General features: G+C 62.4%; 13 protein-coding genes. 5 read left to right on the plus strand and 8 right to left on the minus strand.

Annotation, left to right across the window (positions count from 1 at the left end):
- Positions 1-85 precede the first annotated feature (85 nt).
- A complete protein-coding gene (locus BN1124_RS03885; RefSeq protein WP_042639438.1) occupies positions 86-625 on the plus strand; it encodes a gamma carbonic anhydrase family protein in 540 nt (179 codons plus the stop codon).
- Between the two features lie 85 nt (positions 626-710).
- On the opposite strand, the gene polA is transcribed toward BN1124_RS03885, so the two are convergent.
- The gene (gene polA, locus BN1124_RS03890) at positions 711-3,473 is read right to left on the minus strand and encodes a DNA polymerase I (RefSeq protein WP_042639371.1); all 2,763 of its coding nucleotides are present in this window, start codon (positions 3,471-3,473) and stop codon (positions 711-713) included.
- 399 nt (positions 3,474-3,872) lie between these two features.
- Here polA and elbB point away from each other — a divergent pair, with 399 nt between their 5' ends.
- Positions 3,873-4,523, plus strand: a complete 651-nt coding sequence (elbB, locus tag BN1124_RS03895) for an isoprenoid biosynthesis glyoxalase ElbB (protein WP_042639373.1) — start codon at positions 3,873-3,875, stop codon at positions 4,521-4,523.
- Between the two features lie 69 nt (positions 4,524-4,592).
- Here elbB and BN1124_RS21500 read toward each other — a convergent pair whose 3' ends face one another.
- The 4 genes from BN1124_RS21500 to fieF all read right to left on the minus strand — a co-directional run bounded on the left by BN1124_RS21500 (position 4,593) and on the right by fieF (position 8,035).
- The gene (locus BN1124_RS21500) at positions 4,593-4,802 is read right to left on the minus strand and encodes a cell division protein ZapB (RefSeq protein ID WP_033132377.1); all 210 of its coding nucleotides are present in this window, start codon (positions 4,800-4,802) and stop codon (positions 4,593-4,595) included.
- Positions 4,803-5,048: 246 nt separating this feature from the next.
- On the minus strand, positions 5,049-6,329 hold the full coding sequence (locus BN1124_RS03905) for a hypothetical protein (RefSeq protein WP_042639375.1): 1,281 nt from the start codon (positions 6,327-6,329) through the stop codon (positions 5,049-5,051).
- 6 nt (positions 6,330-6,335) lie between these two features.
- Positions 6,336-7,115: a serine O-acetyltransferase gene (gene cysE / locus BN1124_RS03910; RefSeq protein WP_042639377.1), complete on the minus strand. Its 780-nt coding sequence runs from the start codon at positions 7,113-7,115 to the stop codon at positions 6,336-6,338.
- 8 nt (positions 7,116-7,123) lie between these two features.
- On the minus strand, positions 7,124-8,035 hold the full coding sequence (gene fieF / locus BN1124_RS03915) for a cation efflux pump FieF (protein WP_042639379.1): 912 nt from the start codon (positions 8,033-8,035) through the stop codon (positions 7,124-7,126).
- 86 nt (positions 8,036-8,121) lie between these two features.
- Here fieF and BN1124_RS03920 point away from each other — a divergent pair, with 86 nt between their 5' ends.
- The 3 genes from BN1124_RS03920 to trmL all read left to right on the plus strand — a co-directional run bounded on the left by BN1124_RS03920 (position 8,122) and on the right by trmL (position 10,703).
- The gene (locus tag BN1124_RS03920) at positions 8,122-8,817 is read left to right on the plus strand and encodes a response regulator (RefSeq protein ID WP_042639381.1); all 696 of its coding nucleotides are present in this window, start codon (positions 8,122-8,124) and stop codon (positions 8,815-8,817) included.
- A 2-nt stretch (positions 8,818-8,819) separates the two neighbouring features.
- The gene (locus BN1124_RS03925; protein WP_042639383.1) at positions 8,820-10,169 is read left to right on the plus strand and encodes an ATP-binding protein; all 1,350 of its coding nucleotides are present in this window, start codon (positions 8,820-8,822) and stop codon (positions 10,167-10,169) included.
- A gap of 69 nt (positions 10,170-10,238) precedes the next feature.
- Positions 10,239-10,703, plus strand: a complete 465-nt coding sequence (gene trmL, locus BN1124_RS03930; protein WP_042639385.1) for a tRNA (uridine(34)/cytosine(34)/5-carboxymethylaminomethyluridine(34)-2'-O)-methyltransferase TrmL — start codon at positions 10,239-10,241, stop codon at positions 10,701-10,703.
- Positions 10,704-10,794: 91 nt separating this feature from the next.
- On the opposite strand, the gene dinF is transcribed toward trmL, so the two are convergent.
- From dinF to BN1124_RS03945, 3 genes are all read right to left on the minus strand, one after another.
- On the minus strand, positions 10,795-12,165 hold the full coding sequence (dinF, locus tag BN1124_RS03935; RefSeq protein WP_042639387.1) for an MATE family efflux transporter DinF: 1,371 nt from the start codon (positions 12,163-12,165) through the stop codon (positions 10,795-10,797).
- Positions 12,166-12,187: 22 nt separating this feature from the next.
- Positions 12,188-12,814 carry an SCO family protein gene (locus tag BN1124_RS03940; RefSeq protein ID WP_042639389.1) on the minus strand — a complete coding sequence of 209 codons (627 nt, stop codon included), beginning with the start codon at positions 12,812-12,814 and terminating at the stop codon, positions 12,188-12,190.
- 218 nt (positions 12,815-13,032) lie between these two features.
- Positions 13,033-13,323: a hypothetical protein gene (locus BN1124_RS03945; protein WP_042639391.1), complete on the minus strand. Its 291-nt coding sequence runs from the start codon at positions 13,321-13,323 to the stop codon at positions 13,033-13,035.
- Positions 13,324-13,469: the final 146 nt, after the last annotated feature.

A 13,469-nucleotide genomic window follows, 5' to 3' on the forward strand; every position in this document is an offset into this window, starting at 1 on the left:
TTCATAACCAACCACAGCTTCTATACAAACTTATCCACAGATAGGAGCCCAAATTGCTAGAATGGCCGAAAACAAGGAGGCCAAGATGGACCTGAGACTGAGACCCTACAAAGGAAAACACCCACAACTGGGCGCACGCGTCTATGTGGATCCCTGCGCCACCCTGGTGGGAGATATAGAACTCGGCGACGATGCCAGCATCTGGCCCATGGTGGCGGCGCGGGGCGACGTGAACCACATTCGCATCGGCGCCCGCAGCAATGTGCAGGACGGTACAGTGCTGCACCTCAGCCGCAGGAGCGCCAGCAATCCCGATGGCCATCCGCTGCTGATCGGCGAGGATGTCACCGTGGGCCACAAGGCCATGCTGCACGGCTGCACCATAGGCAATAGAGTGCTGGTTGGCATGGGGGCCATCCTGCTGGACGGGGTAATAGTAGAGGACGATGTCATGATAGGTGCCGGCAGCCTGGTACCGCCGGGCAAGCGGCTCGAATCCGGCTTCTTATATATGGGCAATCCAGCCAAGCAGGCCAGAGCGCTCAAGCCGGCCGAGATCGCCTTCCTGAAAACGTCCGCCGACAACTATGTGCTGCTCAAGGACGAGTACCTGCAAGAAGCCTGAGGCGCTGCATCGCGACCAGATACAAGAAGCCCGGCATGATGCCGGGCTTCTCTTCTTATATAGCTAACGGATACAGATAGAAGGATCAGTGGGCCTGATCCCAGTTGTCACCAACGCCGGCTTCCACCTCCAACGGCACGTGCAGCTCGGCCGCCGCCGACATCTTCTCCTTGATGATGCCGACGTACTCTTCCAGCTTCTCCTCCCGGATCTCGAACACCAGTTCATCGTGCACCTGCATCAGCATGTGGATGGAGTCATCGGTAATCCCCTGGATCCAGCCATCGACGCCGATCATGGCGCGCTTGATGATATCGGCGGCCGTCCCCTGCATGGGGGCGTTGATCGCCGCCCGCTCCGCGCCCTTGCGCAGACCGGCGTTACGGGACTTGATGTCCGGCAGGTAGAGGCGGCGGCCGAACAGGGTCTCGACATAGCCTTGGGCTTCGGCCTGCTGGCGGGTGCGCTCCATGTAGTCCAGCACGCCCGGGTAACGCTCGAAGTAGAGATCCATGTACTTCTGCGCCTCGGCACGGCCGATCCCCAGCTGCTTGGCGAGGCCGAAGGCGCTCATGCCATAGATGAGGCCGAAGTTGATCGCCTTGGCACTGCGGCGCATGTCGGTGGTCACCGCATCCAGCGCGACGCCAAATACCTCGGCGGCGGTCGCCTTGTGGATGTCCTTGCCCTCGGCGAAGGCGGTCAGCAACCCCTTGTCACCGGAGAGGTGCGCCATGATGCGCAGCTCGATCTGGGAATAGTCCGCCGCCACCAACTTGTAACCGGCGCTCGGGATGAAGGCCTGCCGAATGCGGCGCCCCTGTTCGTTGCGTACCGGGATGTTCTGCAGGTTCGGATCGGTGGACGAGAGCCGGCCGGTCGCCGCCACCGCCTGATGATAGGAGGTGTGCACTCGCCCGGTCTGGGGCTTGATCATCAACGGCAGCTTGTCGGTATAGGTGGACTTGAGCTTGGCGAGGCCACGGTGTTCCATCAACAGACGCGGCAACTCGTAGGTTTCCGCCAGCTCGGCCAACACCTCTTCGGCGGTGGACGCGGCCCCCTTGGGGGTCTTCTTGAGGATGGGTAACCCCAGCTTGACGAACAGGATCTCGCCGAGCTGCTTGGGAGAGGAGAGGTTGAACTCCTGCCCGGCCAGCTCGTGGGCCTGGCGCTCCAGTTCCCCCAGTCGCACCTCTATCTCCTGGCTCTGCTGGTGCAGCAGCTTGGGCTCTATGGTGGTACCCATCAGCTCCATCCTGGCCAGCACCGGCAACAGGGGCAGCTCTATCTCGGTGAATACCTTGGCAAGCTCAGGCAGCTTGCTCAGATTACCCCACAGGGTCTGATGCAGACGCAGGGTAATGTCCGCATCTTCCGCCGCATAGGGCGCCGCCTGCTCCAGTTCTATCTGGTTGAAGGTGAGCTGCTTGGCCCCCTTGCCGGCGATCTCCTCGAAGGAAATGGTCTCGACATTCAGGTATCTCCTGGCCAGGGAGTCCATGTCGTGACGGCTAGCAGTGGAGTTGAGCACATAGGATTCGAGCATGGTATCGAAGGCGATGCCCTGCAGATCGATGCCGTGGTTGAGCAGCACGTTGCGATCGTACTTGAGGTTCTGGCCGACCTTGAGGTGGCTGGCATCTTCCAACAGGGGCTTGAGCTTGCCGAGCACCAGTTCCTCGCTCAGCTGGGTCGGTGCACCCAGGTAGTCGTGGCCGAACGGCACATAGGCCGCCTTGCCCGCTTCGATGGCAAAGGAGACACCGACGACCCGCGCCTCCATGTAATCCAGACTGGTGGTCTCGGTGTCGAACGCAAACAGCGGCGCGGCTTTCAGTTGTGCCAGCCAGTCGTCGAACTCGGCCTCGTCCAGGATGCAGCGATAGTCGGTCTCGATGGCGGCGGCTGGACTCGTTTCCTCATCGGAAGAATCCTGGCCGGCACTCGCGCTGGCCCCCTCATCGCCAGACTCCAGCTCCTTGATCAGGTTGCGCAGTTCGTACTCGCGGTAGACTTCCAGCAGGGATTCCTTGTCGATCGGGCCCAGTTGCAACTGTTCCAGCCCCTGCTCCAGCTCGACGTCGGTCTTGATGGTCGCCAACAGATAGGAGAGGCGCACCTGATCCTCCTGCTCACGGAACTTGTCGGCAAACGCCTTGGAGCCACGAAAACCCAGGGCGGCGACCTTGTCCAGATTGGCGGCGATCTCATCGATACTGCCGATCCCCTGCAACAGAGCCAGGGCCGTCTTCTCGCCCACCCCCGTCATGCCGGGGATGTTGTCCACCTTGTCCCCCATCAGGGCCAGGTAGTCGATGATGAGCTCGGGCGGCACGCCGAACTTCTCGATCACCCCTTCCCGATCCGTAGTCACGTCCTTCATGGTGTCGATCAGGGTGACGTGGTCGGAGACCAGCTGCGCCATGTCCTTGTCGCCCGTGCTGATGAGCACTGGCAGCTTCTTCTCGGTGGCCTGGCGCGCGAGGGTGCCGATCACGTCGTCCGCCTCGACCCCTTCCACCATCAAAAACGGGAAGCCCATGGCCTTGATCATCTGATGGATAGGCGCGACCTGGCTGCGCAGATCGTCCGGCATGCTGGCGCGAGTCGCCTTGTATTCGGGATAGATGTCGTCGCGGAAGGTCTTGCCCTTGGCATCGAACACCACGGCCACGTGGCAGTCAGGGTATTGCTTGCGCAGGCTGCGCATCATGTTGGCCATCACGCGGACGGCGCCGCTCGGCAGCCCGGTCGATGTGCGCAGGTCAGCCTGCTGGGAGGCGAAGAAGGCGCGGTAAAGATATGAAGAGCCGTCGACCAGAATAAGGGGATTGCTAGAGGCCATGAAATCGTCCTGCCAAGAATAAACAGTCGCTAGGATGCCACAGGGCCCGCAGCACACCAAGGGGCTGGCACCTTGCCGCTCGGGCCATCAGCCGGGTCACAGACTGTGGATAAGTCTGTGCCCAAAAATGGAGGCATGGGCGAGGCGTGGTGACAAAGCTGTGGATTGAATTAAAAAATCACATATAAAACAAACAATTGAGATCGTCAAAACCGATCGCGATGCGACCATCATGATCTCGATCAATGTGGAAAAAATTTTAAGGGGGCGATACGGCAGGATCCAAAACGAAACAATCCTAGCACAGCGGGATGACTTGACCAGTGGAGGGCGAACGATAACCATACAAAAGTACAACAATCTACCCTGGCTCACATTTTCAACAACGAGGAGTTCGCCATGAAAAAAGTGGCCGTGATCTTGAGTGGCTGCGGCGTCTTTGACGGCGCCGAGATCCATGAGACCGTCATCAGCCTGCTGGCGCTGGCCCGCCAGGGCGCCCAGGTCCAATGCTTTGCACCGAACGTGCAACAGCTGCACGTCGTCAACCATCTGACCGGTGAGGTGAGCGAAGGAGAGAATCGCAACGTGCTGGTCGAGGCGGCCCGGATCGTACGCGGCCAGATCCGGGACGTGGCCGAGCTGGATGCGGCCGACTTCGACGCCCTGCTGCTACCCGGTGGCTTCGGCGCCGCCAAGAATCTGTGTGATTTCGCCGTCCAGGGCGCCAACTGCCGGATCCAGCCGGATGTGCTCAAGGCGTGCCAGAGTTTCGCCAAGGCCCGCAAGCCGGCGGCCTATATCTGCATCGCGCCCGCCATGATCCCCCTCGTCTATGGCGCCGGCACCCTGGCCACCATAGGCACTGACGAGGGCACCGCCAATGCCATCGAGGCCATGGGTGGCAGTCATCTCAACTGCCCGGTCAGCGAGTTCGTGGTGGATCAGGAGCGTAAAGTCATCTCGACCCCCGCTTATATGCTGGCAAACAACATAGTGGAAGCGGCCGACGGCATCGAGAAGACGGTCACACAACTGCTCGCCATGTAAGGCACGGCCGGAAAACAAACGGGCCACTCATGGAGTGGCCCGTTTTCATTCTTGCCAGCAGAGACGGAATTAGATGGCTTCGCCCATCTGATCCATCTTGCCCAGCAGGGCACGCAGACGTTCTTGCCAGGCAACGTGTTCGTTGCGCAGCAGATGGTTCTCGTCTTGCAGCTTGCTGTTCTGCTCTTTCAGCTCGTCCAGCTCCATCTTCAGCAGGGAGATGTTGTCGACGGCGGATTGTACTTTGGATTCGAGTTGCTCAAGGACTTCTAGTGACATATGCATACCTGTTTGTTCAATTGCGATGCCCCACAGAGGGCGATTCAAGCGCGTGAAGCCAGCATACCCTGATGCGCTCGGCACAAACAAGACGGTGCGCCGTAAAATGCGCCTTCCCTGCCGGTATTGCTTAAATATGCGTCTATTTTTCTCGCAGGCAGCAGGAACACCGATTCGGGATGCCTGTAGCAGCACAATTGCGATATATAGCACGCTGCCAACCGGTGGCTCAAGCCGCCGTCGCCCTCATCCATGCAGGGCGATGAAGGCCCCCATCAACAGGCAGGCGACCCCGTACATCAGCAGGCCGTAGAGCAGATTCCAGCGCAGCAGCAAGCCAGCGCTCAGGTTGTAGCGTGACGCCAGCGCCAGGTTGGAACCGGACAGCGGGCTGGTGCCGGTGGCCAGCCCCCAGCCCAGCAGGAAGCACATGCCGAGCAGGCTGGGATCCGGCGAGAGCGGCCACAACAAAGGGGCCACGCCCGAGATGCTGATGAGGGGATGCACGCCTATGATGGCCACCAGGAAGATCAGCAGCAGGGTCAGGCAGGCCTCCAGCCAGCCGAAGTGATTGAACAGCGGCAGACCGTGACCGCCCCCCATGTCCAGCACCGACAGGGCGCTGTTGATGCCCGCCGCCAGCAGGCCGGCCCCAAGGAACAACACCAGCTGACCCCCGATGGCGGGGAAGCGCTCCACCACTTGCCGCTTGAGGGCAGCCCCTCGCCCGACCCTTGGCATGAACAGCAGCGCCAGCAAGGGCGCCACCAGCGCGATCACCGCCATTATGCTGAGACCGGGCCAGAGCTTGTTGATCAACAAGACCAGCAGCGCCAGGGTCACCGGCAGCCCCAGGGTCTGCAGGCGCAGCGGATAGCCCTCGAAATCGGCGACCCCGAGCCGCTCCACCTGCCAGGCCGTCAGCCCCATGGCCAGCAGGGCGCCGACGAGGCCAAACGGCAAGATGCTGGAAAGTTGCAGGCCCGGCGCATAGGTCAGTGCCACCGCCATGGCGACGAAGAAGGGAGACCAGAAGGCGGCCACGCAGAAGATCCGGCTCAGCACCATGATCTGGCGCCGCTCAAGGGTCCCGTTTTTCTCCAGCCGATCGCCGATGATAAACAGCACCGAGAGGTTGATGACGGCGCCCAGCAGGTTGAGGCTGGCCATGGTGCTCCACAGCCCCTTGCGGCCAGACCAGGAGCTTGTGCCGGTCAGCAGACCGGAAGTGGCGAGGTTGAGGGTACTGACGGCGGCAAACATGGTGAGCATGTTGATGTTGGGCAGCAGCCAGTCGCCGGGGCTGAGGCTGGCACCGCGCCACCAGGAGAAGACGAGCAGCAGCGCTGCCGCGCCGTAGAGGGCCAGCGCCTGACGCCGTGCGGCGCCCACCAGCCAGGGCCAGGTGAGCAGAGAGGCGGCCCAGGCGGCGATGGCCGCCGGCCAGGGGGAGAATCCCAGATAGAGATGCAGCAGGTTGAGCAGCCACATCCCCAGGATCAGAAAGCCTGACCAGCGCTTGACCATGAGCCCCTAGATGTTCTGGTTCATGTCGAAAGAGGGCTTGTCGCACTCCGGTCGGCCCACGATCTTGGCCGGCACCCCGGCGACCGTGGTGTGGGGCGGCACGGGATTGATCACCACGCTGCCGGCCCCTATCTTGGCGCCTACGCCCACTTCGATGTTGCCGAGCACCTTGGCCCCCGCCCCTATCATGACCCCTTCCCGGATCTTGGGGTGACGATCGCCACTCTCCTTGCCGGTTCCCCCCAGGGTCACGCTCTGCAGAATGGAGACGTCATCCTCTATCACCGCCGTCTCGCCGACGACGATGCCGGTGGCATGGTCAAACATGATGCCCTTGCCTATCCGTGCGGCCGGATGCACGTCGACCCCGAACACCACCGAGATCTGGTTTTGCAGATAGAGCGCCAGCGAGCGGCGTCCCTGGCGCCATAGCCAGTTGGCGACCCGATACCCCTGCAGGGCGTGGAAGCCCTTGAGGTAGAGCAGCGGCGTGGAGAAGAGATCGACGGCGGGGTCGCGGTCCTGCACGGCGCAGATGTCGGCGGCCACCATCTCCAGCAGCTCGGGCTCGCTGCGCAGGGCCAGCTCGATCACCTCACGCAGGGCGATGGCCGGCATGGTGGTGCTGTCGAGCTTGTTGGCCAGCTGGAAGCTGAGCGCCGAGCGCAGATCCCCGTGGTTGAGGATGGTGGAGTGGAAGAAGCTGGCCAGCATGGGCTCCTGGGCCGCCATGCTCTGCGCTTCTTGCTGAATTTTTTGCCACGTTTGGGCAACCAGATCGTCCATGTTGCAGCCTACTGTTGTTCGGGGTGAGGGCTTTTTTGTTCTTTTGTCAGCACCGAGATGGGGTCCATGTGAATGATCACATCCATCCGCTCGAATGACTGGCGCACGGCCAGTTCAGCCTCGTCGGCTATCTGGTGGGCCTTGACCAAGGGAAGTTGATCGTCAAGCTCCAGATGCAGTTGCACGAAACGGGTGGGCCCGGATTGGCGGGTACGCAGATCATGTACACCATGTACCCCCTCTACGGCACAGCAGAGCGCCATTATTCTCGCTTGTTCTTCCGCTGGCAACTGACGATCGAGCAGGGCCTGTACCGATTCGTAGCCAATCTGAGCGGCGCCCCACACCAGGAACAGGCCGATCAGGATGGCAAACAGGCCGTCTGCCCAGTACCAGCCCTGCCCCGCCAGCACCAGCGCCAGCAGCACGCCGGCGTTGAGCAGCAGATCGGAACGGTAGTGCAGCATGTCGGCCTTGATGGCCACGCTCTTGGTGCGTTGCACCACCCAGCGCTGGAAGCTGACCAGCAGCAGGGTCAGCAGGATGGAGCCGCCACTGACCCAGAGCCCGGCCTCCAGCCGCTGTACCGGCACCTGATTGAGCAGGGAGGAGATGCCGTGCATCACCAGCAGCAGAGCCGAGCCCGAGATGAAGGCCGACTGGATGAGGCCCGCCAGGGACTCCGCCTTGCCGTGGCCGAAGCGATGCTCCTCATCCGCCGGCACCAAGGCATAGCGAATGGCGAACAGATTGATGAGGGAGGCGCTGACATCCATCAAGGAGTCGGTCAGGGAGGCGAGCAGGCTGGACGAATCCGTCATCAACCAGGCGATCAGCTTGCCGATGATCAGCAGGGTCGCGACGGTGACCGCCGCCATGCTGGCCAGGGTGACCCAGCGAGAATATTGTTGATGGCTCAAAACCGGCTTTCCTCTGGCGCGTAAAAATCTATTATACCCTGACCCGAGCGTCAGTTTGGCGTGCAAAATCAACGGAGTGACTCCAGATGAACAAAATACTCCTGGTCGACGACGATCTCGAGCTGACCCAGTTGCTGACCGAGATCCTGACCCTGGAAGGCTTCGAGGTCACGGTCGCCGAGGACGGCGAGGAGGGATTGCAACGGTTGGCCGAGCAGACGTTCGATCTGGTGCTGCTGGATGTGATGATGCCCAGGCTCAACGGCTTCGCCATGCTGGCCAAGCTGCGCAAGCGCCACGAGACCCCGGTGCTGATGCTGACCGCCCGCGGCGACAGCCAGGACAGGGTGGACGGCCTTGAGGCCGGTGCCGATGACTACCTCGCCAAACCGTTCGACGACAGGGAGCTGCTGGCCAGGGTGCGCGCCATCCTGCGCCGCACCCAGAGCCTGCAGCAACCCCAGCGCGGCGGCAGCGACGAGCTGAGGTTCATGGATCTGGTGCTGCAACCCGGCCTGCAACAGGCCCGCAGCGATGGCCAGCTACTGGATCTCACCGCCACCGAATTCGGCCTGCTGGAGTGCCTGTTGCGCAGCCCTGGCCAGATCGTCAGCAAGAATCTGCTGTCTGAACAAGTGCTTGGCAAGAAGCTTGAGCCCTTCGATCGGGCCATCGACATGCACCTGAGCAACCTGCGCAAGAAGCTGCCGGAGCGCAGCGATGGCCAGCCCCGCTTCAAGACGGTGCGTGGCCGAGGCTACCTCTGGCTGGAACAGGCATAACTATGAATCGTTCACTCGGTGGACTTTCAACCCAGATATTTCTTTGGTTCTGGTTGATACTGCTGTTGATGATGGTTGCAGTGGTCATATTGCCCACTCTGGACCCCCGCAATACCATCCCGCTCCCCGAACACGAGGTCAGCCGGATGAACAACAACCTGCAGGCGCTGCAGCGGGGGGCGGATCCGAACCAGGACTTCAACCTGTCCCAGGCGATGGAGGCCACGGGCCTGCTGCCGGTGGACAACGTCTATCTGCGCGATGCCAAGGGCCAGCTGCAGTTCACCGCCAAGCCCAACAAGTTTGTCATCCGCTTCATGCTGGACTCGGACAACCCGGCCAAGCCCATGCTGGGCAGCGAGCACAAGCGGGCCATCGCCGGCCCCTTCCTGATGCAGCACAACGGTCAGCCCTACCACGTCTACTTCGGCCTCAACGTCGAAAACTCCTACCTCTTCCTGTTCATCCAGATCCTGGATCACCCCATCCAGATCCTGGGCATCGCCATGCTGGTCAGTACCCCGCTCTGTCTGCTGCTGGCCTGGCGGCTGACTCGCCCCATACTGCAGCTGCAGCAGGCAGTCTCGCAGTTGGCCCAGGGCAAGCTGGAGACCCGGATCCCCAACCTCGGCAGGCAGGATGAGATCGGTCAGCTGGCGGATCACGTCAGCTACATGGTGGATACCCTCAAGAACATGATCCAGAAGCAGAAGCAGCTGCTGTCCGACATCTCCCACGAGCTGCGCAGCCCCCTCACCCGCATCCAGCTGGCGCAGGCCTTGATCCGCCGCAAGCAGGGGGACAGCAGTGAGCTGGCGCGGATCGAGACCGAGATCGGGCGGCTCGACAAGCTGATCGGGGATCTGCTGGACCTGTCCCGGGTGCAGCAACATGTGGAGGCCCCCGTGCTGCTGCCACTGGCTGAGCTGCTGGAGCCCATCCTGGACGACGCCATGTTCGAGGCAAACCAGAACGGCAAACAGTTGCGCCTGCCTGCCCTGCCGACGGAATCCCTCATGATGCGGCCGGAGTTGCTGGCGCGGGCACTGGAAAACCCGCTGCGCAACGCCCTCAAATATGCCCGCGAGTTCATCCAGGCGGACTGGTATAGAGAAGGGCGGATGTGGGTGATGACCATCCGGGATGATGGCCCGGGTGTGCCGGTGGAGCAGCAGGCTCAGCTGTTCTTGCCGTTCTTTCGGGTCGACGATGCCCGCAACGCCAAGACGGGGGGCACCGGCCTTGGCCTCGCCATCGCCGCCGAGGCGATCCAGCAGCACGGCGGCACCATCAAGGCCAGCAGCAATCAGCCGACCGGGCTCATCATCACCATCCGCCTGCCCATCTCGTGAGACTCCCCCTTTTCATCCCCGTGGGCGCTGGGTATGCTGGCGCCCTTATTGCGCCCTCAGGACCCCGCCATGCTCGACATAGTGCTCTATCAACCGGAAATCCCGCCCAATACCGGCAACATCATCCGCCTCTGTGCCAACACCGGCTACCGGTTGCACCTGATCGAGCCGTTGGGATTTGAGTGGGATGACAAGCGGGTGAAGCGGGCCGGACTCGACTATCACGAGTTTGCCGAGGTGAAGCGCTGGCCGAGCTATGGGGCGTTCCTGGCGGCGGTGGCACCGACGCGGGTGTTTGCCTGCACCACCAAGGGGCGTACCGCCCACTCGGCGGTCCAGTTCGCCCTGGGGGACGCCCTGCTGTTTGGCCCGGAGAGCCGCGGCCTGCCGGCCGAGATCATCGAGAGCCTGCCGTTCGAGCAACGGCTGCGCATCCCCATGTTGCCCCAGAGCCGCAGCATGAACCTGGCCAATGCGGTCTCGGTCTTCGTGTATGAGAGCTGGCGCCAGTTCGGCTATGAGGGCTCCCTCTAAGCCTTCGTCATAGCCGCGCCGGGTGGATGCCATCCAGTCGGCGCGGGTTCAGCTCCCCCTCCCCAACGCCCTGTACGAAGAAACCCGGCACTCAGGCGCGATCGGCTGAGATGGCTCCGTGCACGCCGAGAAAGCGACCATCCCGTTCCATTTGCCAGCACAGCCAGCCCAGGGTCAGGCCGCGCCCCGCCATCAGAGCCGCCATCGCGGCCCACAGGGCGGAGACGCCCCACGACTGGCACAGCCACCAGACCGGGAAGAAGCCAGCGAACACCGCCACCAGCATGCTGTTGCGCATCTCCCGGGCGCGGGTCGCGCCGATGAAGACCCCATCCAGCAGGAAGCACCAGACCGCCAGCAGGGGCATGGCCACCAGCCAGGGCAACTGGCGGCTCGCCTCAGCGATCACCGCCGGGATGTCGGTGATATGGGTGATGAGCAGCTCTCCCCCCAAGGCAAACGACAACGTGAAACCGAGGGCGATCAGCAGAGCCCAGCCCAGGTTGAGCACGATCGCCTCCCGCAAGCCCTGCCGATCCCGCCGCCCGATGGCGCGCCCCACCATGGCCTCCACCGCATAGGCGAAACCATCCAGCCCGTAGGAGATGAGCATCAGGAAGTTGAGCAGCACCGCATTGGCGGCCACCGCCACATCCCCCAACCTGGCCCCCTGCAACGTCATGAAGGCAAAGCAGAGCTGCAGGCAGAGGGAGCGAATGAAGATGTCCCGGTTCAGACCGAGCAGGCGCCGCAGCGCTGACCATTGCCACCAGCGCTGCCAGGCCCCCTGCCACACCGACAGGTGGCGCAGCCGGCGGCTCACCAGCCAGAGCCCGACCCCCAGCGCACTGTAGTCCGCCAGCAGCGAGGCGGCGGCCACCCCTTTCACCTGCCAGCCCAGGCCCAGCACGAACCAGGTATCCAGCACCATGTTGATCAGATTACTCAGGATCAGCAGCAACATGGGGCTGCGGGCGTCTTGCATGCCCAGCAACCAGCCCATGATGACCAGGTTGCACAGGGCCGCCGGGGCACTCCAGATCCGCACCGACACATATTCCGCGGCATAGCCCTGCACCTCGGGGGAGCCACCGCTCAATGCAATAAGGGCCGGCAGCAAGGGCAACACCAGCAGCAACAGCGCCACACCCAAGCCGATCGCCAGCCCCAGGGCCCGCGCCAGGGTGTCCAACTGTCCCTCGGCACTGCCAGCCCCATGGGCCTGGGCGGTCAGCCCCGTGGTGGACATCCGCAGGAAGCCAAGCAGCCAGAACAAGAGGTTGATGAGGGTCGCCCCGACCGAGACGCCGCCGAGAAACCAGGCCTGACCGAGATGACCGATCACCCAGGTATCCACCAGCCCGAGCAGCGGGGTGGTGACGTTCGAGAACACCATCGGCAGGGCAAGCACAAACACGGCCCTGTGGCGCCGTGGATCGCGCAACCAGTGCGGGATCAGCATGGGCAGGATTCGCTTATTCCCATCACTGGTCGGCCAGCCGCACTATCCGCGCGAAGTCCGAGACCAGGGTCTTCATGACCACGTGGGGCACCTGGCTAGGCTCCATCTGGGGGCGGAACACGGCCGTCAGCTTGCCCTCCGGGCTGATCAGCACGATCGAGGCCGAGTGGTCTATCAGGTAATCCTGGTTCCCGTGATCGACGATGGAGTAGACGAGGCCGAGGTTGCGCACGAAGGGAAACAGCTGGTTGTGAGGGCCGGTGGCTGCCTTGAACTCTGGCTGAAAGAAACTGGTGTATTGCTTGAGGCGGGCACTGTCATCGCGCTGGGGATCCGCCGAGATGAAGGCGACCTCACTGCCGGGCGCTATCTTCTGCAGCTCCGGATAGACGGAGCGCAGATCCGCCAGCGTGGTCGGGCAGATGTCCGGGCAATAGGTGTAGCCGAGAAACAGGAAGGTCCAATGCCCGACCAGGTTGGCTGCGGTGAAGGGTTTGCCATCGCCGTCGGTGAGGGTGAAGGGGTTGATGTCCCGTCCCACCGGATAATAGTCGGCCTGCTCGGGTGGGGAAGGCTGGCTCCAGCTGTATGCAACCATCATGCTGCCGACCAGCAACAGAAACAGCAGGGGATAACGAGGTTTAATCATATAAAACAGAGCCTTGCTAGTCTAATCAGCCGTTGGGCTGGGCCCGGTGGAGGAGCATTGTAACCCGGACACTCCCATCGCTGGCTACCCCGGAGTCCGGATATCGGGCACAAAGAGGCCCAATACGGGGTGACACCGGCCCTCATTATTCATCACAGATGGGAAAAAACAGAAGCCCCACACCAGGTGGGGCTCACACACAATACTGACGAAATGGATCAGGGTCGCCGCCGGTGCTGCGCCTGAGGGCGCCGGGCCACGGCGCGCAGCGGAACCACGGGGGCCACCCAGGGGGCATCGGGCAGCCCTATGTCGTGGTGGCGGCGAAACAGGCGCACCAGGTGGACAATCTTGTCCTTGGGACACCCCAGCCAGATGGTCCAGCCATCCCCCTTGTGATAGACCCAGAGCGCATAAAACCACGTCATCCGACTGCCCTTGATGAACCGGGTGATGGAGGATGCGGGCGCTGCGGCCAGACCCGGATCCCATGGCGAGCTTGAAGCCATACCTGTCCTCCTTGCTCAACAGGCCACGTCGATCAGTGTCCCGCCATCGGGATGACAGGCAAAACACAGTCGCGTACTGACTGAGTCGTTCCGGGTCATGGACTGCGAGCACCCTGACGACTCTCCCTTCTACTTGGTACCGCCTT

The sequence above is a fragment of the Aeromonas eucrenophila genome (assembly GCF_000819865.1).
Lineage (GTDB): Bacteria > Pseudomonadota > Gammaproteobacteria > Enterobacterales > Aeromonadaceae > Aeromonas > Aeromonas eucrenophila.

Bases quoted from the DNA above. Each gene is read 5' to 3' on its own strand.
- BN1124_RS03885 (WP_042639438.1), top strand. From the start codon at position 86: ATGGACCTGAGACTGAGACCCTACAAAGGAAAACACCCACAACTGGGC.
- polA (WP_042639371.1), bottom strand. From the start codon at position 3,473: ATGGCCTCTAGCAATCCCCTTATTCTGGTCGACGGCTCTTCATATCTT.
- elbB (WP_042639373.1), top strand. From the start codon at position 3,873: ATGAAAAAAGTGGCCGTGATCTTGAGTGGCTGCGGCGTCTTTGACGGC.
- BN1124_RS21500 (WP_033132377.1), bottom strand. From the start codon at position 4,802: ATGTCACTAGAAGTCCTTGAGCAACTCGAATCCAAAGTACAATCCGCC.
- BN1124_RS03905 (WP_042639375.1), bottom strand. From the start codon at position 6,329: ATGGTCAAGCGCTGGTCAGGCTTTCTGATCCTGGGGATGTGGCTGCTC.
- cysE (WP_042639377.1), bottom strand. From the start codon at position 7,115: ATGGACGATCTGGTTGCCCAAACGTGGCAAAAAATTCAGCAAGAAGCG.
- BN1124_RS03920 (WP_042639381.1), top strand. From the start codon at position 8,122: ATGAACAAAATACTCCTGGTCGACGACGATCTCGAGCTGACCCAGTTG.
- BN1124_RS03925 (WP_042639383.1), top strand. From the start codon at position 8,820: ATGAATCGTTCACTCGGTGGACTTTCAACCCAGATATTTCTTTGGTTC.
- trmL (WP_042639385.1), top strand. From the start codon at position 10,239: ATGCTCGACATAGTGCTCTATCAACCGGAAATCCCGCCCAATACCGGC.
- dinF (WP_042639387.1), bottom strand. From the start codon at position 12,165: ATGCTGATCCCGCACTGGTTGCGCGATCCACGGCGCCACAGGGCCGTG.
- BN1124_RS03940 (WP_042639389.1), bottom strand. From the start codon at position 12,814: ATGATTAAACCTCGTTATCCCCTGCTGTTTCTGTTGCTGGTCGGCAGC.
- BN1124_RS03945 (WP_042639391.1), bottom strand. From the start codon at position 13,323: ATGGCTTCAAGCTCGCCATGGGATCCGGGTCTGGCCGCAGCGCCCGCA.